The 20,589-nt window shown below is 67.3% G+C and carries 19 protein-coding genes and 1 other RNA gene; 7 read left to right on the top strand and 13 right to left on the bottom strand.

Annotated features, from left to right (window positions below; all coding sequences use genetic code 11):
- Positions 1 to 183: 183 nt before the first annotated feature.
- Positions 184 to 720 (bottom strand): inorganic diphosphatase, encoded by a 537-nt coding sequence (gene ppa / locus G7045_RS05365; protein WP_166158355.1) that lies wholly within the window; start codon positions 718 to 720, stop codon positions 184 to 186.
- A 243-nt stretch (positions 721 to 963) separates the two neighbouring features.
- Between ppa and G7045_RS05360 the strand changes: the two genes are divergently transcribed.
- From G7045_RS05360 to ffs, 3 genes are all read left to right on the top strand, one after another.
- The gene (locus tag G7045_RS05360) at positions 964 to 3,039 is read left to right on the top strand and encodes a sodium-translocating pyrophosphatase (RefSeq protein WP_166158352.1); all 2,076 of its coding nucleotides are present in this window, start codon (positions 964 to 966) and stop codon (positions 3,037 to 3,039) included.
- 74 nt (positions 3,040 to 3,113) lie between these two features.
- Positions 3,114 to 5,468, top strand: a complete 2,355-nt coding sequence (locus tag G7045_RS05355) for a DUF1631 family protein (protein WP_166158349.1) — start codon at positions 3,114 to 3,116, stop codon at positions 5,466 to 5,468.
- Between the two features lie 52 nt (positions 5,469 to 5,520).
- Positions 5,521 to 5,617, top strand: an RNA gene (gene ffs / locus G7045_RS05350) — signal recognition particle sRNA small type.
- Positions 5,618 to 5,645: 28 nt separating this feature from the next.
- On the opposite strand, the gene G7045_RS05345 is transcribed toward ffs, so the two are convergent.
- The 11 genes from G7045_RS05345 to G7045_RS05295 all read right to left on the bottom strand — a co-directional run bounded on the left by G7045_RS05345 (position 5,646) and on the right by G7045_RS05295 (position 15,589).
- Positions 5,646 to 6,074, bottom strand: coding sequence for a molybdopterin-binding protein (locus G7045_RS05345; protein ID WP_205737209.1), 429 nt, complete (start codon positions 6,072 to 6,074; stop codon positions 5,646 to 5,648).
- Positions 6,075 to 6,206: 132 nt separating this feature from the next.
- The gene (gene modD, locus G7045_RS05340; protein WP_166158343.1) at positions 6,207 to 7,085 is read right to left on the bottom strand and encodes a ModD protein; all 879 of its coding nucleotides are present in this window, start codon (positions 7,083 to 7,085) and stop codon (positions 6,207 to 6,209) included.
- Entirely contained in the window at positions 7,082 to 7,744 is a 663-nt protein-coding gene (modB, locus tag G7045_RS05335) for a molybdate ABC transporter permease subunit (RefSeq protein WP_166158339.1), read from the bottom strand. The genes modD and modB overlap by 4 nt, the downstream gene beginning before the upstream one ends.
- A gap of 9 nt (positions 7,745 to 7,753) precedes the next feature.
- Positions 7,754 to 8,470, bottom strand: a complete 717-nt coding sequence (gene modA, locus G7045_RS05330; protein WP_166158336.1) for a molybdate ABC transporter substrate-binding protein — start codon at positions 8,468 to 8,470, stop codon at positions 7,754 to 7,756.
- An 11-nt stretch (positions 8,471 to 8,481) separates the two neighbouring features.
- Complete coding sequence (locus G7045_RS05325) at positions 8,482 to 9,330, bottom strand: DUF364 domain-containing protein (protein ID WP_166158333.1); 849 nt, start codon at positions 9,328 to 9,330, stop codon at positions 8,482 to 8,484.
- Positions 9,324 to 10,118, bottom strand: a complete 795-nt coding sequence (locus G7045_RS05320) for a class I SAM-dependent methyltransferase (RefSeq protein WP_166158330.1) — start codon at positions 10,116 to 10,118, stop codon at positions 9,324 to 9,326. Before G7045_RS05320 ends, G7045_RS05325 begins: the two co-directional genes overlap by 7 nt.
- The gene (locus G7045_RS05315; RefSeq protein WP_166158327.1) at positions 10,115 to 10,903 is read right to left on the bottom strand and encodes an ABC transporter ATP-binding protein; all 789 of its coding nucleotides are present in this window, start codon (positions 10,901 to 10,903) and stop codon (positions 10,115 to 10,117) included. Before G7045_RS05315 ends, G7045_RS05320 begins: the two co-directional genes overlap by 4 nt.
- Complete coding sequence (locus tag G7045_RS05310; RefSeq protein WP_166158324.1) at positions 10,903 to 11,907, bottom strand: iron ABC transporter permease; 1,005 nt, start codon at positions 11,905 to 11,907, stop codon at positions 10,903 to 10,905. Before G7045_RS05310 ends, G7045_RS05315 begins: the two co-directional genes overlap by 1 nt.
- A 67-nt stretch (positions 11,908 to 11,974) precedes the next feature.
- On the bottom strand, positions 11,975 to 13,033 hold the full coding sequence (locus G7045_RS05305; protein ID WP_370521755.1) for an ABC transporter substrate-binding protein: 1,059 nt from the start codon (positions 13,031 to 13,033) through the stop codon (positions 11,975 to 11,977).
- The gene (locus tag G7045_RS05300; RefSeq protein WP_240919282.1) at positions 13,030 to 13,560 is read right to left on the bottom strand and encodes a DUF2478 domain-containing protein; all 531 of its coding nucleotides are present in this window, start codon (positions 13,558 to 13,560) and stop codon (positions 13,030 to 13,032) included. The genes G7045_RS05305 and G7045_RS05300 overlap by 4 nt, the downstream gene beginning before the upstream one ends.
- 10 nt (positions 13,561 to 13,570) lie before the next feature.
- Positions 13,571 to 15,589 carry a TonB-dependent siderophore receptor gene (locus G7045_RS05295; protein ID WP_166158315.1) on the bottom strand — a complete coding sequence of 673 codons (2,019 nt, stop codon included), beginning with the start codon at positions 15,587 to 15,589 and terminating at the stop codon, positions 13,571 to 13,573.
- Between the two features lie 230 nt (positions 15,590 to 15,819).
- On the opposite strand from G7045_RS05295, the gene G7045_RS05290 reads away from it, so the two are divergent.
- Positions 15,820 to 16,377 (top strand): hypothetical protein, encoded by a 558-nt coding sequence (locus G7045_RS05290; protein ID WP_166158312.1) that lies wholly within the window; start codon positions 15,820 to 15,822, stop codon positions 16,375 to 16,377.
- A gap of 43 nt (positions 16,378 to 16,420) precedes the next feature.
- Here G7045_RS05290 and G7045_RS05285 read toward each other — a convergent pair whose 3' ends face one another.
- Complete coding sequence (locus G7045_RS05285) at positions 16,421 to 17,779, bottom strand: TIGR03862 family flavoprotein (RefSeq protein WP_166158309.1); 1,359 nt, start codon at positions 17,777 to 17,779, stop codon at positions 16,421 to 16,423.
- Positions 17,780 to 18,257: 478 nt separating this feature from the next.
- On the opposite strand from G7045_RS05285, the gene G7045_RS05280 reads away from it, so the two are divergent.
- The 3 genes from G7045_RS05280 (at position 18,258) to rho (ending at position 20,525) form a co-directional block, all read left to right on the top strand.
- Complete coding sequence (locus G7045_RS05280) at positions 18,258 to 18,557, top strand: hypothetical protein (RefSeq protein ID WP_166158306.1); 300 nt, start codon at positions 18,258 to 18,260, stop codon at positions 18,555 to 18,557.
- Positions 18,558 to 18,699: 142 nt separating this feature from the next.
- Positions 18,700 to 19,032, top strand: a complete 333-nt coding sequence (gene trxA / locus G7045_RS05275; RefSeq protein WP_166158303.1) for a thioredoxin TrxA — start codon at positions 18,700 to 18,702, stop codon at positions 19,030 to 19,032.
- 230 nt (positions 19,033 to 19,262) lie between these two features.
- The gene (gene rho, locus G7045_RS05270) at positions 19,263 to 20,525 is read left to right on the top strand and encodes a transcription termination factor Rho (RefSeq protein WP_166158300.1); all 1,263 of its coding nucleotides are present in this window, start codon (positions 19,263 to 19,265) and stop codon (positions 20,523 to 20,525) included.
- Positions 20,526 to 20,589 lie beyond the last annotated feature (64 nt).

Below are 20,589 nucleotides of genomic sequence, written 5' to 3'. Positions count from 1 at the left end.
TGCAACACAAATTGTTGCAGTTTGCGGGCCGCATTGTGGCTGATTTTGCGCTCAACCCCAGGCGGCTGTGAATACTGGCGTTTGTGCTAATAAAAAAGGAGCGTTACCTGCAACCCAGGTAAACGCTCCTATTTTTATAGCTACTAGCGCTTGATGGACAAGCGCTACAAGCTGTTTTGACCCTTAAGCCAGGGACTTTTGGTAGCTTTCAACGCCGTCGAGCACTTCTTTGTGCGCTGCCTCCACCCCCTCCCAGCCCAGCACCTTGACCCACTTGCCTTCTTCCAGGTCCTTGTAGTGCTCAAAGAAGTGGCTGATGGCTTTGAGGCGCATGGGGTTGACGTCTTCCACGCTCTTCCAGCCTTCGTACATCTTCAAAATCTTGGTGGTGGGCACGGCCAGCACCTTGCCGTCCACGCCGGCTTCGTCTTCCATCTTCAAGATGCCCAGCGCGCGGCAAGGCACAACCACGCCCGGCAGCAGCGGGTAAGGGGTGATGACCAGCACATCGACCGGGTCACCGTCGCCCGACAGGGTCTGGGGCACGTAGCCGTAGTTGCAGGGGTAGTACATGGCCGTGGTCAAGAAACGATCCACGAACACCGCGCCCGACTCCTTGTCCACCTCGTACTTGATCGGATCGGATTCAGCGGGGATCTCGATCACCACGTTGAAGGTTTCAGGAAGGTTCTTGCCAGGCTTGACGTTATTGAGCGACATGATGGGGTTGGGGTAGAAAAAGAAAATGCATCGCCACCGGGTTTGCCCCTGCTGCGAAACAACCACGGATTTTAGGCCCTGGCCCCTTGCTGCTTGCTTGCAGCGGCGCAATCGGCGTTAAATGGCCCGGTGGTTGCGCTCGCACAACGCCTGTGGGGCCGCCGCCACGCAGCGGCAAGCAGCATCTTTTTTGTTTTGTCCATCGTGCTTGCCACCCTATCCCCTGGCATGGAGAGACAGCGTATGGCGCAAGCATCGGCACTGACTTCCCCCCTGGTATGGGCCCTGGCCTGCGGCCTGCTGGCCGTGCTCTATGGCCTATGGGCCCGTAGCTGGATTTTGTCCAAAGACGCGGGCAACGCCCGAATGCAGGAGATCGCCGCCGCCATCGAGGCCGGCGCCAGCGCCTACCTGGCACGTCAATACAAGACGATTGCCCTGGTGGGCGCGGTGCTGGCGCTGTGCATTGGGGCGTTTTTGGATCCCCTCACTGCCGCCGGCTTCGTCGTTGGCGCCCTGCTCTCGGGCGCCTGCGGCTTCATCGGCATGAACGTCTCGGTACGCGCCAACGTGCGCACCGCGCAGGCCGCCACCCAGGGCATGGGGCCGGCGCTGACAGTGGCGTTTCGCGGCGGTGCCATTACCGGCATGTTGGTCGTCGGCCTGGGCCTTTTGGGCGTGGCCGGCTTTGCCTGGCTGCTGCTGGCCAATGCAGCGCCCGGGGCCAGCCTCTCGGCTGCGCTGCACCCGCTGATCGGCTTTGCCTTTGGCTCCTCGCTCATCTCCATCTTCGCGCGCCTGGGCGGCGGCATTTTCACCAAGGGCGCCGACGTGGGCGCCGACCTGGTGGGCAAGGTCGAAGCCGGCATCCCCGAGGACGACCCGCGCAACCCCGCCGTGATTGCCGACAACGTGGGCGACAACGTGGGCGACTGCGCCGGCATGGCCGCCGACTTGTTTGAAACCTACGCCGTCACCTTGATTGCCACCATGGTGCTGGGCGCGCTGCTGGTGGGCGCAGCGCCTGCTGCAGCGGTAGCCTACCCGCTGGCGCTGGGGGCCGTGTCCATCGTCGCCTCCATCATTGGCTGCTTTTTCGTCAAGGCATCGCCGGGCATGAAAAACGTCATGCCAGCCCTCTACAAAGGCCTGGCCATTGCCGGTGTGCTGTCGCTCATCGCCTTTTGGTTTGTCACGGTCTGGATCATTCCCGACAACGCCCTGGGCGGCGCTGGTGCACAGCTGCAACTCTTTGGCGCCTGCGCCACCGGCCTGCTGCTGACGGCGGCGCTGGTGTGGATCACCGAGTTCTACACCGGCACGCAGTATTCGCCAGTGCAGCACATCGCCCAGGCCTCGACCACCGGGCACGGCACCAACATCATTGCCGGCCTGGGGGTGTCCATGCGCTCGACCGCCTGGCCGGTGGTTTTTGTGTGCGCCGCCATCGTTGCCGCCTACAGCCTGGCAGGGCTGTACGGCATTGCCATCGCCGCCATGTCCATGCTCAGCATGGCGGGCATCGTCGTCGCGCTCGACGCCTACGGGCCGATTACCGACAACGCCGGCGGCATTGCCGAAATGGCCGAGCTGCCCAGCAGCGTACGCGACATCACCGACCCACTGGACGCCGTGGGCAACACCACCAAAGCTGTCACCAAAGGCTACGCCATCGGCTCTGCCGGCCTGGCCGCGCTGGTGCTGTTTGCCGATTACACGCACAAGCTCGGCAGCTACGGCCTGCAGGTGGCGTTTGATCTGTCCGACCCTCTGGTCATCGTCGGCCTGTTCCTCGGCGGCATGATTCCCTACCTGTTCGGCGCCATGGCGATGGAGGCCGTGGGCCGCGCCGCCGGCAGCGTGGTGGTCGAGGTGCGGCGCCAGTTCCGCGAGATCAAAGGCATCATGGAAGGCACGGCCAAGCCCGAATATGGCCGCGCGGTCGATATGCTGACCTCCGCCGCCATCAAGGAAATGATCGTCCCCAGCCTGCTGCCCGTGGCCGCGCCCCTCATCGTCGGTTTGCTGCTGGGCCCCAAGGCGCTGGGCGGGCTGCTCATGGGTACCATCGTCACCGGGCTGTTCGTGGCGATCAGCATGTGCACCGGCGGCGGCGCCTGGGACAACGCCAAGAAATACATCGAGGACGGCCACCACGGCGGCAAGGGCTCAGAGGCGCACAAGGCCGCCGTCACGGGCGACACCGTGGGCGACCCCTACAAAGACACGGCGGGGCCGGCGATCAACCCCTTAATCAAAATCATTAACATTGTCGCGCTGCTGATCGTGCCGCTGGTCGTCAAATTCCACGTGAATTGAGCACCAGGACAACCGCCCTGCCCGGCCCACGGTCGCATCCACCGATTGCCGCCGGTATTGCCTGACATCGCCCCATGGACGTTTTTTCTGCCCCGCCTGCCCCTGCCTCCTCCCCTTTGCCCCAGCTCCTGACCCAGGTGCTGGCAGGGGCCGGTGATCTGATCGAGCAAGTCATCGAAGCCGCCCGCCTGTCCTTACGCAACCGCGAAGATCAGGCGCGCACCGCCGGCGAGCACCAGGCCCTGCACGAGGCACGCCAGCAGCTCGTGCGCCTGGGCCGCATCATGACCGAGCGCTACCCCGAGGCGCTGCGCAGCAGCCTGAGCGCGCACCACGGGCGCGGCCCATCGAGCGGACCCCGCCCCGCCGCACGCACGCTATCGAGCATTCATTTCGACGACCTCGAACTCATGGATGAGACACAGGTGAGCGAAAGCGTGGAACGGGCCCGGGCGCAGCAAATCCTGGCCGCCAGCGTCGAAGGGCCACTGGCCGATCTCGATGGGCTGGTCTGCGCCGCCCTGGGGCTCCATACCGTCGATACCGCCCACAACCCGCTGCGCCCCGAAGTGTTTTTACAGGCACTACAAAAAGTGCTAACGCCCATGCAGGCCACGCCCGCCGTGCGGCACGAATGGATAGGGCACATGGCCCCGGCGCTGGGCGTGCAGCTGCGCCAGCTGTATCTACAGCTGATCGGCCAGCTGCGCCAAAGCGGCGTACAACCCGTGGGCTTTGCCATGCGCCAAGCTGGCGGCGACTACGCCTACATCACTCCCAGCAGCAGCGGTAGCAGCAGCCCCGGCTTTGATGCCGCCCCCACCGAAGCCACGCCGCAGACAGAAGCCTCGCTGCTCACGCTCGAACGCCTGCGCAGCCTGCTGCTGGGCGAGCTCACACCAGCGCCCCACAACACCACTCCCACCGCCCCCACCGCCGGTGACGACTTTGCCGCCCGCTTTGCGCGCGAATTTGAAGCCCCCGGCGCCCTGCCCTCGCTGGAGCCTCCGAGCACCGACTTCGCCATCACCGTGCCCGCCGCCTTTGAAGCCCTGCAAGAGATGAAGCAGGTCGATCACATGGTGACCCGCCTCGCGCAGCAACGCGCACAAGGCCCCAACCGCAGCACCGACTACGCCGCGCTGCGCCAGCAGCCCGGCGGCCTGGGCCAGGCCCTGAGCATGGAAGTCGTGGCGCTCATGCTCGAAAACATCGCCCACGACGACCGGCTGCTGCCCCCCGTACAGCAGTTTGTACGCACGCTCGAACCTGCGCTGCTGCAACTGGCCATCATCGACCCGCGCTTTTTCAGCCAAAAAGACCATCCGGCACGCCGCCTGCTGCAAGACATCACCGAGCGCAGCCTGGCCTTTGCCCACCCCCAATCACCGGGGTTTGACGCCTTCATGCAAACGCTGCTCGACACCGCAGGCCCCCTGGTGAGTGCCACCATCGACAGCCAGGCCCCTTTTGCCCAGGTACTGGCGCAACTGCAAGCCATCTGGGCCCGCCAGGAAGAAACCGGCACCCGCGAGCGCACGCGCGCCATCGCCGCCCTGGAGCACGCCGAGCAGCGCCACCTGCTGGCCGTCGATATTTCGCGCGAAATCTGGTTGCTGCCGCAAATCGACAAAGTGCCCGGTGAAATTGCCAGCTTTTTACTCGGCCCCTGGGTACAGGTCATTGCACAAGCACGCCTAGAAAACCACGACAGCACCGCCAGCAGCAGCAGCGACCCCGGCCGTTACCGCGAAACCGTCGATGCCCTGCTCTGGAGCGCCCAACCCGAGCTCACCCGCGCCAACGCCAGCCAACTCGCCCGCCTGGTGCCCAAGCTCCTGGCCAAGCTGCGCGAAGGACTCGCTTGCATCGACTATCCAGCCAACGAAACCCGGGCTTTTTTCGACTGCCTGATGCAGCTGCACCAAGAAGCCTTTCGCCCCAGCAACGCAGAACCCACCGCGCCAGCCACACAGGTCATATTGCCCCCTGCACCCACGCCCGCAGCGCCACCGCCCAAACCCCGGCCAGCCCTGGAGCTCAACGACGACCTGTGGGTGGCCCCAGCAGAGGCCAAAGACTCCGGCTTCATGGATGCCGCGCTCATCGAAGACAGCGCCCCCCTGCCCCTGCCGAGCAGCCCCGCGCCACTTCTTGCGCCCGAACCCACCCTGGCCCTGGGCACCTGGATCAACCTGCTGGTGCAAGGCCAGTGGGAGCGTATGCAGCTGTCCTGGATCGGCCCGCATGACACCCTGTTTCTGTTCACCAGCGCCAGCGGTCGCACCCAATCCATGACGCTGCGCCTGCTCAACCGCCTGCGCGAGCAAGGCGCCCTGCACATTCTGTCGCCGCACAAAGTCGTCGATGGCGCCCTGGACGCCATCACCCAAACCGCCATCCGCAACAGCGTCGATAGCACCCTCTGAAATAGCAAGGGCCGGATCAAAGCCCGGCCCTTTTGACCTACAATCAGCGGCTGACGGGCCTCCTCGCATGGGGAAGCGGCCAACCGGGTCAGGTGGGGAACCAAGCAGCCCTAACCGTGGATACAGTGCCGGGGGTAAGGCTCGTCAACTCCCCCTCCCCCGTTTTCTGCCTGCGCCTTACGCGTTCACGCCGACGATCACGCTCGACGCCTTGAACAGCGCCGCTGCCGGCACACCCACCGCCAGGCCCAGCGCCACGGCGCTCTCGTTCGTCACGATCGCTGCCACGGCGCCGCCGGCAGGCAGGCCAATCACCACCTCGGTATTGACAGCACCTTTTTGCACGCGCGTCACCTGACCCTGCAGATGGTTGCGTGCCGAGAACTTGGCGCCCTGCGCCTGCGCCACGACGATCACCGACGACGCCTTGACCAGGGCCACGGCGCTCGCACCGGCCTGCAGCCCGAGGTTCACGGCGCTGCCGTGGGTAACGATGGCCACGAGCGCGCCCACACCGGGGACGTTGATCTCGATCTCATCATTCACCGCCCCGGCGACAACGCGCGTGACTTGGCCGGCAAACTGGTTGCGTGCACTGGTTTTCATAGCATGGTTCCTTGAAAAAGCGGCCTTTGCCGGCACAAGCCCCATGCCTGCACACGACGTTGGCCCACTGAAAGCGGCTGCGATTGTGGGCTCGCCAAATAACCCTAGCGCTGCAAAAAAATATTTTTTTGTCTACTGCAGCGGCAGCACCTGCACTGCCACATCCGCCGGCGGCGCATGGTGCGGGCTGCTGCTGACCAAGGCATCCACACCGCTGGCGGCGTAATCGGCCACATTGCCCAGATGAATACCGCCAGCCGCCAACAGGCGCAGCTGCGGGTAACGTGCCCGCAGCTGCGGCCCCCAGGCACGCAACTGCGGTGGTGCCACCTTGTCGAACTGCAGCACCTGGGCGCCGGCCTGTGCGGCCAACCAGGCTTCTTCGAGCGAGGTCACCTCGATCACGCAGAGCTTCTCTGCCAACGCTGGCGCCATGCGCGCCAGCCGCTGCACCAACGCCGGCCAATGGCCCGAGGGGGCATCGCCAAGCAACGCCCGGTGCTGGGCAAACACCAGCACCGTCTCCCCCACCCCCAGGCGATGCGGATGCGCGCCGCCACACAGCGTGGCCTTGAGGGCGATGCGGCGCAGGCCGGGGGCGCTCTTGCGCGTCGTCAGCAACGCCACCCCAGGCGCCGTGGCCTGCACGGCCGCCACCATGGCTGCCGTGGCGCTGGCGATGCCGCAGGCCGTCTCCAGCAGGTTCTGCACCACCTTCCAGGCCCGCAGCACACTCGCCGCCGGCCCGCTGGCCGCCAGCAGCTCGCTACCCGCCGGCACCGGCGTGCCGCTGGGGCGCAGCCGCAGCAGCTGCGCACCGCAGTGCTGCAGCACCCGCGCCGCCTCCTCGGTGCACGCTGCAACGCCGGCGCCGCGCAGCGTGAACGCAATGCACGCCGGCTGCGCCCCCAGCCCGAGCAGATGCGCCGTCAGGTCGAGGTAGCCTGCATCCTCGGCAATCCAGGCGTCGATCGTGGCGTGGTCAAAAAAAACATCGAAAACATCATTCACAGCATTCCCCAACGGCGCAAGGCCCAAAAAGCGGCCCAGGCAACGGCGCCCAGAAGCAGCGACAACGTGTTCGCGCAGCCCGCATTGCCATCGAGCACATGGTTGTAAATGGCCAGCGACAGTGTTTCCGTGCGCCCGGCAATGTTGCCGCCCAGCATGAGCGACAGTCCCACCTCCCCCAGGCTGCGCCCAGCAGCCAAGATCAGCCCGGCCACCACCCCACGCCGGGCCAGGGGCACGTCGATACGCCAGAACACCGACCACCGCCCGTGCCCCAGCAGGGCCGCCGCTTCATGCAGGCGCGGCGACACGCTGCCCAAGGCAGCCTGCACCGACTTGACCATCAGCGGCAGTCCGGCGACAAAGGCCGCCAGCACCAACCCGGTGGCGGTAAAAATGATTTCCGGTTGCCACGCTGGCGGCAACCAGCGCACCAGCGCCCCCTGGCGGCCGAGCAACAACAACAGGCCGTAACCAAGGACGATGGGCGGGAACACCAGCGGCAGCGTCACCAGCGCATCCAGCAAGCCACGCCCAGCAAAATTCCGGCGCGCCAGCAGCCAGGCCAGGGCCGTACCGATGACCAGCTGCAGCGCCAGGCTCGCCGCCAGCACGCCCAGGCTCAAAGACAGTGGTGCTGCCGAACAGCCACCCCACATGGTTGGACCCTACATCCCATGCCGCTGCAGCACCTGGCGCGCCTGCGGCCCCTCCAGGTAGGCCAAAAAGGCCCGTACCGCTGTCGCCTCGCTGCGCCCGCGCAGCACGCCCACACTCAGTTCGATAGGCGGGTAGCAGCCCGGCGGCACCTCCAGGACGGTGCCGACACGCTCCTGCAGAGCCAGGGCCTGCGTGCGATTGACGAAACCGGCATCGACCTCCCCTGCCGCCACATAGGCCGCCACCTGGGGTACGGTGGCCACCTCCAGTAACCGGGCGGCCAGCGCCTGCTGCAGCCCCAGCCGCTCAAGGCATATGGCCGCTGCACGGCCATAGACGGCTTTGTTGCGGTCGGGCAAGGCAATACGCCCAAAGCGCGGCGCACGCAGCTCATCGAGGCTGGCAAGCGCCTGCCCACGCGCCGTCACCAGCACCAGCAGGCCCTGCCCCAGGGGCTGCAAACGTTCGGTCAAGCCCATGGGTTCAAGAAAGGCGCGGTCACCAATGAGCAAAGCAATCGCCGGATTCTGCTGTGCCTGGGTCTGCACCTGCTGCATGTTGCCGAAACTGGCTTCGGCCTGAATGCCGCTGGCTTGTGTAAATCCCGCCAACAACTCCAGCACTGGTTTACGGTAGCCCGCTCCGGCCGCTACCAGCAGGGGCTCGCCCGCCCAGACGTTGCACACCCACACCAAGGCCAGACTGGCCCACAGCCATCGGAACATACGCTCTCCTTTCACCAGCACAGGCACACCCGCTGCACCACCTTGTCAAAAAAGTGGTAGCCCGAACCGCCCTCGGCCAGCAAGTCCAGGAGCCCCTGGGGCTGCAGCACGCGCGTGCCGCCGACCACGCGCACGCCCCGGCGTGCAAAGGGTGCGGCCAGCAAGGTGGCACTGGGGCCGACGACGGCGGCGCGAGCGCCCGGGCGCAGGTGCGCAAGCAGCCCGTCGAGGCTGTCGTTGACCAAGGTGGTGCCGGTGGTGATGAGGGCATCGCACTGCGCCAGCACTTCAGCCGCTTGGTGTGCCGGACGGTAGTACGGCAACTCCTCGGCCTTGAGCGTGGCCGGATCGAGTTCGAGTACCGTGAACGGCTGGCCGGCCTGGCGCAGGCGGCGCATATACGGCGGGAAGGCCCCCACCAGCGCCACGCGCTCGCCCGGGGCAATGGCCAGGGCATCGAAGGCATCGCCCGCCTGCACCCGCACGTCCGGCGGCGGGCCATCACGCTGCCACAGGGTTTCGGCCAGGGCATTGAGCGTGGCGATGGCGAGCGTGCGCCGCAGCGCCTGCGAGCGGTACAGGTCTTGCAGCAGCTCGGCGGCGCTGCGCCCGATGAGCTTGCCTGGCACTGGCATGGCCTGGGCCGAGCTGGGGCAGCACACCGCCTGCGGAATGCTCTTGAGGGGCGTGGCGCACAGGCCGACGATGCCGTTGTCCAGCTGCACGCCGGTAAAAAACAGCCCGAGCACGGCGCGCGCCACCTGCAGGCGTTCGACCTCCTGCGCGCCCAGGGCGGCGCTGACGCTGGCGTGCAGCTCGGCCAGCAGGGCGTCGGCATGTAGTGGCGGCGGCGTCAGCATGGCGTTTTTTCCCAGGAGATGAAAGCCCAGCGCATGGGGGCACCGGCCCGCTGCGCCGGGCTGGCGCGCTCGTACCAATCATGCAGGCGGGTGGTTTCGACCACGTTCAGCTCGCCCAGCGACCAGGCGACGCGGCGTGCAAATTCGGCAAAATCGGGCGCCCCGGCGAGGCGGCTTTCCTGCGTCAGGTACGACAGCTCGGGGTGTATGCCCATGCGGTGCAGGATGTTGAGCAGGTAGATGTAGTCCGGCTGCGGCGGCACGCGCCGCCCGATGGCGTCCTGGATGTGCGGGTCGGTGAAATGCCCGCCCACGAGGTGCGTGAGGTAAACGCGCCGGCGTGCCTTGGCGTGCAGCTTGTGCAGCGCCATGTCGATGTCGGCCACCGCCGTCGAGCGCGAGGCGACGACGAGGTCGCACTCGGGCACGTCGCTCCAGTCGTCCTCCCAGGCGCGCTGCAGGGTCTGCACCTGCTGCAGGCCGCGCGCCGCCGCCTGCTCGCGCAGCACGGCCAGCATCCCGGCGCTGTAGTCCAGGCCCACCACCTGCTGCAGCTGCGCGGCCAACAGCAGGCCGATGGTGCCGGGGCCGCAACCCACATCCAGCAGCGACTGCGCGCCGCGCAGGTCCATGCGGGCGACGAAATCCTGCGCGTAGCCGCTGGCGAGCGCCTTCGCGGCCATGCCGGAGGCCCGTGCATCCCAGGCGCTGGCGGTCTTGCGCGTGCGCGTGCTCAAGGCCTGGTGCTGGCGGTACAGCAGGGCGAAATCAATGGTTTCAAGGGTCATGGTGCAAAAGTCTCGGTCACGGGGATATGCAGGGCCTGCGCCACGGCCGCAGGGCTGACGCCGTAGAGCTGGCCCAGGGCCGCCGGCGTGGCCGTGGCCTGGGGGGCGCCCAGCGCCAGCAGCCGGCCGGCGCCCAGGAGGGCGATGCGGTCGGCGACGCGCAGGGCGTGTTCGGGCTGGTGCGTGGTCATGAGCACCGCCAGGCCCTGCTGGCGCAGGCCGGCGACGCGTTCGAGCACGCGGATCTGGTTGCCAAAATCCAGGCTGGCCGTGGGCTCGTCCAGGATCAAGAGGCGGCTTTGCTGCGCCAGAGCGCGGGCAATGAGCACCAGCTGGCGCTCGCCGCCACTCAAGGCGGTGTACTGCGCCGCCTGCAGGTGCGCCATGCCCATGGCCGCCAGGCAGTCCAGCGCCAGGGCGCGGTCGCTGCGCCCGGGCGTGGCAAAGCGCCCCAGATAGGCCGCGCGCCCCATGAGCACGACGTCGAGCACGCGGTACGGAAACAGCCCCTGGTGCTGCTGCGGCACATACGCCAGCTGCCGTGCCAGGGCGGCGCGCGGCCAGTGGGCCACGTTCTGCCCCTGCAGCCGCACCTCACCCTGCAGCGGCGCCAGCAGCCCGAGCAGGGTGCGCAGCAGCGTGGTCTTGCCGCTGCCATTGGCGCCCAGCAGGCACAGCACCTCGCCGGCCCCGAGGGTGAAATCCAGCCCCTGGGCGACCGTGCGTGTGCCATGGCCCACGGCCAGCTGCACGGCGTGCAGCAGTGGAGCGACCAGCTGCGTCATCATTCATGCCCCGGGCGCGCCAGCACCCAGAGGAAAAACGGCGCCCCCACCAGGGCCGTGACCAGGCCCAGCGGCAGTTCGATGGGCGCCACCGTGCGCGCCAGCGTATCGGCGGCCACGAGAAAACCGCCCCCCAGCAGCAGCGCCGCCGGCAGCAGGCGCCCGAACTGCGGCCCCACCCACAGGCGCGCCACATGCGGCACCACCAGCCCCACCCAACCGATGATGCCGGTGAGCGAGACGGCCGCCGCCGTCGCCAGCGTGGCCGCCAGCACCAGCACCAGGCGCAGGCGCGCCACACGCACGCCCAGCGCCTGCGCCTCGTCGTCGGGCAAACCCAACAAATTGATGCGCCAGCGCAGCAGCGCCAGCGGCACCAGGCCGGCGAGCAGCGCCGGTGCCGTGGCCGCCAGGTCGGCTGCGGTGACGGCACTGAGCCCGCCGAGCAGCCAGAAGGTGATGCTGGGCAGCTGGGTGTTGGGGTCGGCCAAAATTTTGAGCAGCGAAATCCCGGCCCCCAGCAGCGCCCCCACGGCCACCCCGGACAGCACCAGCACCAGCACCGGGTCGTGCCGGCGCACCAGGGCCGCAATGCCCAACACCGCCGCCACCGCCAGCAGGCCACCGCCAAAGGCCAGTGCCTGCACCACAGCCATGGGCTGGCCAAGGTAAATGCCCAGCACCGCGCCCAGGCCGGCGCCGGCGGAAACGCCCAGGATGTCGGGCGACACCAGCGGGTTGCGGAACATGCCCTGGTACGCCGCCCCGGCCGCCGCCAGCGCCGCGCCCACCAGCAGGCCGGCGAGCACGCGCGGCAGGCGGATCTGCCAGAGCACGGTCTGCACGGCGGGGCTGACGTCCAACTCCGCCCCCCACAGCCGCACCGCCAGCGCGCGCAGCAGCTCGGGCGGCGCCACCTGGAACTTGCCGGCACCGAAGGCCCACAGCAGCACCAACGCCAGGGCGCCCAAGGCCAGCAGCCAACGGCCACCACCTACTATCATTTCAGGAGCTGCTAGCGCTTGACTGGCAAGCGCTGGAGCCTTGTTTTGTTCCAAAACCGGCATAGCATCAATCTTCGGCCAGCAGGCTCGGCCACGGCGCCGGGGGCTGCTCCAGGCGGTAGAAGCTGCGATAGAACTGCGCCAGGGCCTGCGGCCAAGGGGGCAGCGCCGCCAGCGCCGGGTGACCCGGGTGCAGGCGCTGCAGCAGCCAGCGCAGGCCGAGCAGGCGGTTCACGCCCGGCGGGCCGTCGAGCCAGCCAAAAGGCAGCACCGGCGCGCAATGCACGCGCCGCTGGCGCACGGCGCTGATGCTGCGCCACAGCGGGTCGGCAAGGGCACGGCGCGCGAATGCTGCATCCTGGGTGACGATCACCTCCGGGTCCCAGGCCAGCACCTGCTCCAGCGACACGCGCGTGAGAGAGCCGCTGCCGGCCTGCGCAGCCACGTTGCGCCCGGCGCAAAACTCCAGCAATTCCAGGTTGATGGCGCCGGCCAGCCCGGTCTCCAGCCCGTCGCTGCCACGCCCGTAGTACACGCGCGGGCGCCGCGCCAGCGGCACGCTGGCGCGCACGGCCTCGGCCAGGGCGACGGCGGCGTCGGCCTGCGCCGCCAGCGCCGCGCCGCGTTCGGCCACACCCAACAAGCGCCCCACTGCGCGCAGCTGCGCGCCATGCTCGGCGATGCGGCCCTGGATCAGCAGCGTCGGCAGGCCGGTCTGCTCGCTCGTGCGGCGCATGGTTGAAAGGTAGCTGGCATCGGCCGTGCCGGCATCCACGATCAGGTCGGGCTGCCACTGCAGCAGCGACTCCAGCGGCACGGTGCTGCCGCGCCCGGCCAGGCGCCCGGTGTGCGGCAGGCTGCGCAGCGGCTCGCCCAGCCAGGCGCGTGCGGCGTCGCTCAGGGGCCAGGGCCAGCCCAGCAGTTTCTCGGGCGCCAGCGCCGCCACCAGCACCGCCGCTGGCGGCCCGGCGGCAAACACCCGGCGCACCTGCTGCGGCGCCGGCTGCGAACCAAAGCGGCCGACGACGACGCCGTCCTCGCCTGCGGCCTGTGCCCGAGCCCCATCCCACAGCCCGGAGCAGGCCAGCGCCCCGGCAGCCTGCAGCCATGCACGCCGGCGCATCAGACCCGCTCCCGGGGCGACAGCAGCTGCGCGCACCAGCCATCGAGCGCCGCCGGCGTGGGCGCCAGTTCAAGCCCAACGCCGCCGGTGAAATGGCGCCAGGCTGGCGCATGGCGCTGCGCCGCCACCGTGAGCACCGCCACGCCCGCCTGCGCCAGCGCCACCAGTTCGGCGACAAAGCCGGCGCCGCAGGCTTCCTGCTCGCCAAAACGGTTTGTCAGTACCACATCCGCGCCTTCGTGCAGGGCCTGACGCAGCACGGCGCTGGCCTGGGCCAACGCTGCCGGGTTCAGGCTGCAGGCGTGCGAATGCGGCCCCAGGTCTTGCGAGATGCAAATGCGTGTGCCGCTGCCCAGGTCGTGCAGCCGCATGGCAGGCTTGCCGCCGCCGGGGCGCGGCACGCGCTCTTGCAGCAGGCCGGCAACGCGCCAGCCCTGGCGCTGCAGGCGCGCGCAGCACTGGGCCACCAGGGCGTCGGCGGCGACGCCGTGCGGGTCATCGTCGCCGTAAATGACGGCTGCCCAATACAAGACCGGGGCCTCAGAAGCGGTAGCTGCCCTGGACGAACCAGACACGTCCGGGCATGGGGTAGCCTTCGGCGAGTTCATACCATTTGTCTCCCAGGTTGTGCACGCCCAGATCGAGGGCGAAATCCTTGCGTGGCCGGTAGGTGGCCTTGAGCCCGGCAACGCCGAAACCGGCCAGGTCGCGCCAGGTGTTGTTTTTGCCGTTGGCAAAGGCCACGCGCCGGCCCTGCTCGGCTTCGAGCGTGGCGCGCAGCTCCCAGGCGTCGCTGGGCGCCCACTGCAGCGCTGCAAACAGGCGCTGGCGCGGGGTGTCGGTGAGCAGCACGGCCTCGTCGCTGAGGTTGCGCCGCGCCAGGTAGGTGTAGGCAGCGCTGGCGCTCAGGCCCCGGGCGAGCTGCTGCTGCAGCGCCAGCTCCAGCCCCATGTGGCGCGCCTTGCCAACGTTTTGCATCTGCGCGCATTGGCGGCTGCCCTGGCCGCAGGTGTTCAGCGGCGCGGCCACGTACACGCTTTGCATCAGGTCGGTGATGCGGCTGTAGAACAGCGCGGCCTGGCCGCTGGCACCAGCCCAGGGGGTGCCGCGCAGGCCCAGCTCCAGGTGGTTGGCGCTCTCGGGCTTCAAGTCGGGGTTGGGCAGGGCCGCGCCCATGCGGGCGGAATAGCGATCCTTGATGGTGGGAAAACGCGTTTTGTGCGCGGCCACGGCGTAGGCCTCGTTGCCGGCGCCGCCCAGGCTGCGCACCAGCTCGGCCACGCCATTGGTGGCGCTGGTGGCACCGGTGGGCCATTGATAGACCTCTTTGGCGTCGCGCCGGTCGTGCGACAGACCCAGGCGCAGGCGCCAGTCGGCGCCGAGGGTGATTTGGTCTTCGGCGGCGATGGAGGTGGTGACGTCGCGGTAGTTCTTCGGCGCGATTTTGGGATCCGCCGGGTTGCTGTCCTGGTGCTTGTCTTCTTTGTACGACAGGGCCAGGCGCAGCTCATGGCCGGCCAGGGCGACGTTGGCCCATTCCAGCGTCGCGCCAATGGAGCTGTCGTCGTACACGCTGGGGAAGTTGGCGTTGACCAGGCTCTTGGCGTAGCGGGCGTCGGCAAAGGCTTCGAGGCGGTTGCTGTAGCGGTCGTGGAATACGCGCGCCTTGAGGACGTTGTTTTGCCCCAGGCGCGTGCTGCTGATGAAGTACAGGCTGTCCTTGTCCCAGTACGGCCACTGCCAGTAACGCACGCCGCTGCTCGACTGGCCGGTGTACACCGGGTTGCCTTTTTCGCCCTCCTGGCGCACGTAGCCCAGGGCGTATTCGTCGCTGGCGTTGGGCGTCAGGCCGAGCTTGAGCGACAGGCGCCTGTCGTTGCGGTAGGCGTTCTCGCGGCTGCTGCCGGTATCGGTGGGCTTGGCCTTGTAGTCCCTGAAGCCGCCAGGCAGCGGAAAACTATCGGCATCGAGCGCCGACAGCCCCAGCTGCGCGTACCACAGGTCTTGCTTGCTGCCCAGGTTGACGGCCGCCTGGCGCTCGGCGCCCGAGGCAAACCCCAGGCGCACGTCCCCCTCGAACGCCCGCGTGGGCTTGCGCGTGACGAGGTTAATGGCCCCGCCCAGGGTGTTGGGCCCGTACAGCAGCGAGGCCCCGGCCTTGGCAACGCGGATCTCGGCCAGATCGAAGGTGGTAAAGCGCGCATAGTCCACGTAGCCATCGTAGGGCACGTACAGCGGCACGCCATCGACGAACACCGGCACCTGGCGGGCATCAAAGCCGCGCACATAGACCACGTCCTCGTTGCGGCCGGTGCGCGACAGCGCCACGCCCGGCAGCACCGCCACCGCCTGGCCGACGGTATCGCCCTTGTCCTGGCGGATCTGCTGCTGCGTCAGGCGCGCCTCGTCGGCCTCCTCGCCCCCGGGCACTGCCCGGGCACCGCTGACGGTGACCGTGCCCAGTTCAAACACGCCATCGGCAGCCAACGCCGCCGCCGCCGTCAACCCCAGCACCAGGGCGGCAGCCGCCTGGGCCACGGGTTTGCACAAGTTCTGCATACGCTCTCTCCTTCTTCGTTATTCAAAAGCGGAATAGCGGTTGGCAAAAAAAGAGCCGCACAAGAACGGCACGCCAATCAGGGGCGCAATATACCTGCGTTACTCATGGTTTTCCCTGAAATATCTTCCACGGCTGTGACATGGATCAGTCTTGCAAGCGTTGACAGGCAGGGGCACACTGGCAGCAACCGGGGACGGTTTGCACCCCGGCCCGCCAGGGGGACGCCGCCATGACCACGCCCGCCACTGTGCTTCGCTTTACCACCTGCTGCGCCTTGCTGTGGGCGGCAGCGGCCAGCGCCCAGGAGCCGGCGTGGCTGGAAGTCTCCAGCAACGACCTGTCCCTGCCCCAGGCCGCACACACGGCGCCACTGCGCCTGGATGTCACGCAGTGGCTGCCCGCGAGCAGCAACGGTCACATCGGTTTTTCCATCGGCATCAGCGGTACGCGCGACCTGCCAGCGCCGCCGTATCCACAGCTCAACACGGCCTGGGAACCCACCCTGGGCGTGCATTGGCGCTCGCAACTTTCCCGCAATATGCGCCTGGAAATGGCCACCTGGGCGCGTGCGCCCTACGCCAGCCGCACGCCCGACGTGCAAAGCCTGATTTGGATGAGCAATCCCTCGCCCTACGGCGCGCGCCTGGAAGTGCAATGGGCGGCGCCACGCTTTGGCGGCCTGCTGCCCGAGATGGGCGCCGTCGGCGTCAAGCTCGAAGGCAACTCCCAGCTGCTGCTGCGCTCGCGCGCTGGCGGGCCGATGCTGTACTACCGCAGCAAGTTCTAGCCTTTTTGGCCGCAAAGGCGCTTGCAGCAAGCGCGAGCAGCTATCATTTTTGAAGCTCCAACCAGCGCACCGCTCCCGCGCCAGCAGCGCGCCCGGTGGCGCAGCTGGCCGTGAGCAGATAGCCCCCGGTGGGAGCCTCCCAGTCGAGCATTTCCCCGGCACAAAACACCCCCGGCATGGCCTGCAGCATGAGGTGCGCATCGAGCGCCTCAAACGGCACGCCGCCCGCCGTGCTGATGGCCTCGGCCACGGGCCGGGCGGCGCACACGGTGATCGGCAGGGCCTTGATGGCCTGCGCCAGCTGCGCGGCATCGTGCACGCCGTCCTTGCCCAACTGCTCGTACAAAATTGCGGCCTTGATGCCATCGAGCCCCAGACGGCCCTTGAGGTGGCTCGCCAGGCTGCGCGCGCCACGCGGGTGGCGCAGCTCGGCCAACACCCGCTCAGGGCTGTGCTGGGGCAGCAGATCAAGATAAAAAGTGGCGTGCCCATGGGCGCTGACTTCATCGCGCAGCAGGCTGGAGACTGCGTAAATCAAACTGCCCTCCACCCCCGTGGCCGTGGCCACGAATTCGCCCCGCCGGGCAAAGTGGCGCCCCTGGCTGTCGGTGAACGACAGGGCTACGGACTTGAACGGCTGGCCAGCAAAACGCTCGGTAAAAAATGGCGTCCACCCCACAGCGGGCGCCGCGCCCGTGCCCAGCAGCGCCTGCAAAAAGGCCCGCCGCGTCTCCCCCAGCGGCGCGGGGCCCACCATGCGCGGCACGTCAAAACCGCAATTGGCCGGCAGCAAAGGTGCCAGCGCCACACCTTTTTGCGCCAGCAAAGGCACCCAGGCAGCATCTGAGCCCAACTGCGGCCAGCTGGCGCCGCCAAGCGCCAGCACCGCCGCGCCGGCGCACACCCGCTGCTCGCCCTGGGGCCCGGCAAAGCGCAGGCTGCCGGCCTCGTCCCACCCCAGCCAGCGCTGGCGCATATGCAGCTGCACCCCCATGCCACGCAGCCGCGCCAGCCAGGCGCGCAGCAGCGGCGCGGCCTTCATATCGGTGGGGAAAACGCGCCCGGAAGTCCCCACAAAGGTCTGCACCCCCAGCCCCAGGGCCCAGGCCCGCAGCGCATCGGCATCGAAAGCCCGCAACAAGGGCTCTATCTGCCCCTGGCGCGGGCCAAAACGGGCCGCAAAATCGGCAAAAGGCTCGGAATGGGTCAGGTTCAAACCACCCTTGCCCGCAAGCAAAAACTTGCGCCCCACCGACGGCATGGCATCAAACACATGCACGGCCACGCCCGCCTGGGCCAGCACCTCAGCGGCCATGAGGCCCGCCGGGCCGGCGCCAATCACAGCCACCGCGCAAGAAATGGGAAAAGAAGAAGGAGAAACAGCAAAATCAGTACGCAACATAGACGCCATCATGCCAGCCGCAGGCCCGCCCGCAGCAACTGGCTTGACAAGCCCATACTGCACCGCAACAATCGCCGTTTTGAACTTTGGAGCCCTTGCGTGGATCAAGCCCCTTTATGCAGTTTTACCCAGTGCGCCGCAACGGCCGCTGACTGCCTGGCTTTTTGACCCCTCGCAAGTAGCGGTCGGCCAGCGCAGGCCGCCGTTCGTTTTCGTGATTTTTCCTGCCCATTGCGGGCAGATGGCGCACCTTCCTTTTTGTTTGCAGCAACCAGCGTGATGGCTTGGTGCGTGCATTTTTTATCACCCACGAGGAGGAAAAGTATGGACCCAGAGCCTAGTTGTGCGCGGCCCCAGCCGGCCGTGCCCCACCCCATGACCGAAGAACTTTTACCCCATCCGGTCGCCCCCTGCAGCCCCTGCCGCGCCTGAGTGCGCGCGCGTCTTCGGGGCCGGCGGCCACCCCGAGGAGATACCCATGCTGTTTTTGTTCCTGCACCCCCGTCGTCGCCTGCAAATCGCCGTACGCTGCGCTGCCCAAGCGGGCCATGCCGCCACGTTGCGCGCGCTGCTACAACACCATGGCGAGCTGGCCATGGCCCACGCCCTGCGGGCCATGGCGCCTGCCACCCAGGGGCAAGCCCTGGCACTGCTGCACGAATGCGAGCGCGAACGTCTGCTGCCCGCCATGCCAGCGGCAGCACAGGCAAGCCATGCGCCCCACCAAGCGGCGACACGCGTTACACCGATGGCGCTGCTGTGCTGGCATCGGCCCTGAGCCGGCGCCCGCCATTCGCTATGACAGTCATAGCATTTAGCACGCCCCGGACATAGGACGGGCAGGGGTTGGTTTCTGTCACAATGCCCCGAAATCAACCTCTGACCCCACCGTCAATCTGCCATTTTTCGAGGAAATTACCATGGCCAGCGCTTTGATCAAACAACTCTCCGACGCCAGCTTTGAGGCCGATGTGCTCCAGTCCCCCACCCCGGTGCTGGTGGATTACTGGGCCGAATGGTGCGGCCCGTGCAAGATGATTGCCCCCATTCTTGATGAAGTCGCCAGCGCCTACCAGGGCCGCCTGACGGTGGCGAAGATGAACGTGGACGACAACCGCGCCATTCCCGCCAAGTTCGGCATTCGCGGCATCCCGACGCTGATGATTTTCAAGAACGGCGAGCTCGCCGCGACCAAGGTGGGCGCCCTGAGCAAGGCGCAACTGAGCGCCTTCATCGACCAAAACCTGGCCTGATCCACCTGCAGCAGCCCAGGCTGCTGCGCGCGCCACGCCTGGCCCCGCCGTGGCGCGCACTTTTTTCCTGTCATAATCTCCCCCGATCGCCGCGCTGCGCCACCGCGTTGCAGCAACTGGCTTGTAGATCGCCCGGCCTGTCCCGTCCGCCAGCACCCTGGCCTGCACGGTGCACACGCCCTATTTCCCCTCTCGCACAAGACATTTTCACTCCACACTTGGAGTCTTTCATGCACCTTAACGAACTCAAGGCACTGCACGTGTCTGAAGTGCTCAAGCAGGCCGAGGCCCTTGAGATTGAAAACGGCGGCCGGATGCGCAAGCAGGAACTGATGTTCGCCATCATCAAGAAGCGCGCCAAGGCCGGCGAACAGGTCTTTGCCGACGGCGTACTTGAAATCCTGCCCGACGGCTTCGGCTTCCTGCGCAGCCCCGACACCAGCTACACCGCCAGCACCGACGACATCTACATCTCCCCCAGCCAGGTGCGCCGCTTCAACCTGCACACCGGCGACATGATCGAGGGCGAGGTGCGCATCCCCAAAGATGGCGAGCGCTACTTTGCACTCACCAAGCTTGACCGCGTCAACGGCGGCCCGCCGGAGCAGAACAAGCACAAGGTGATGTTCGAGAACCTCACGCCGCTGTTCCCCAAGGAGCAGATGAAGCTCGAACGCGACATCAAGGGCGAAGAGAACATCACCGGCCGCATCATCGACATCATCTCGCCCATTGGCCGGGGCCAGCGCGCCCTCATCGTCGCGCCTCCGAAGAGCGGCAAGACGGTGATGATGCAGCACATCGCCCACGCCATCACGGCCAACAACCCCGACGTGCACCTGATGGTGCTGCTCGTCGATGAGCGCCCCGAAGAAGTGACGGAAATGCAGCGCTCGGTCAAGGGTGAGATCATCGCCTCCACCTTCGACGAACCCGCCGCGCGCCACGTGCACGTGGCCGAAATGGTGATCGAGCGCGCCAAGCGCCTCGTGGAGCTGAAGAAGGACGTGGTCATCCTGCTCGACTCCATCACCCGCCTGGCACGCGCCTACAACAACGTGGTGCCCAGCTCGGGCAAGGTGCTCTCGGGCGGTGTCGATTCCAACGCGCTGCAGCGCCCCAAGCGCTTCTTCGGCGCGGCGCGCAATGTGGAAGAAGGCGGCTCGCTCACCATCATCGCCACCGCCCTGGTCGATACCGGCAGCCGCATGGACGAAGTGATCTTTGAAGAATTCAAGGGCACGGGCAACAGCGAAGTGCATCTGAACCGCCGCCTGTACGAAAAGCGTGTATTCCCGGCGATCGAGCTCAACAAGAGCGGCACGCGCCGCGAGGAGCTGCTGCTGCCACCCGAAATTTTGCAAAAAACCCGCATCCTGCGCCAATTCATGTACAGCATGGACGAGATCGAGTCCATGGAGCTCATGATCAAGAAGATGAAGGAAACGAAGAACAACAGCGAGTTCTTCGAGGCCATGCGCCGGGGCGGCTAAACCTGGTTTAAGCACGGCCCAGGCCGCACCTGCACGCCACAACGCCCACTGCCCCTTGCAGCGG

Origin of the sequence: Acidovorax sp. HDW3 (genome assembly GCF_011303755.1) — a bacterium.
GTDB lineage: Bacteria > Pseudomonadota > Gammaproteobacteria > Burkholderiales > Burkholderiaceae_C > Paenacidovorax.
The sequence above is the reverse complement of the archived record's forward strand: the minus strand, read 5'-3'. Positions and strand labels throughout refer to the sequence as shown.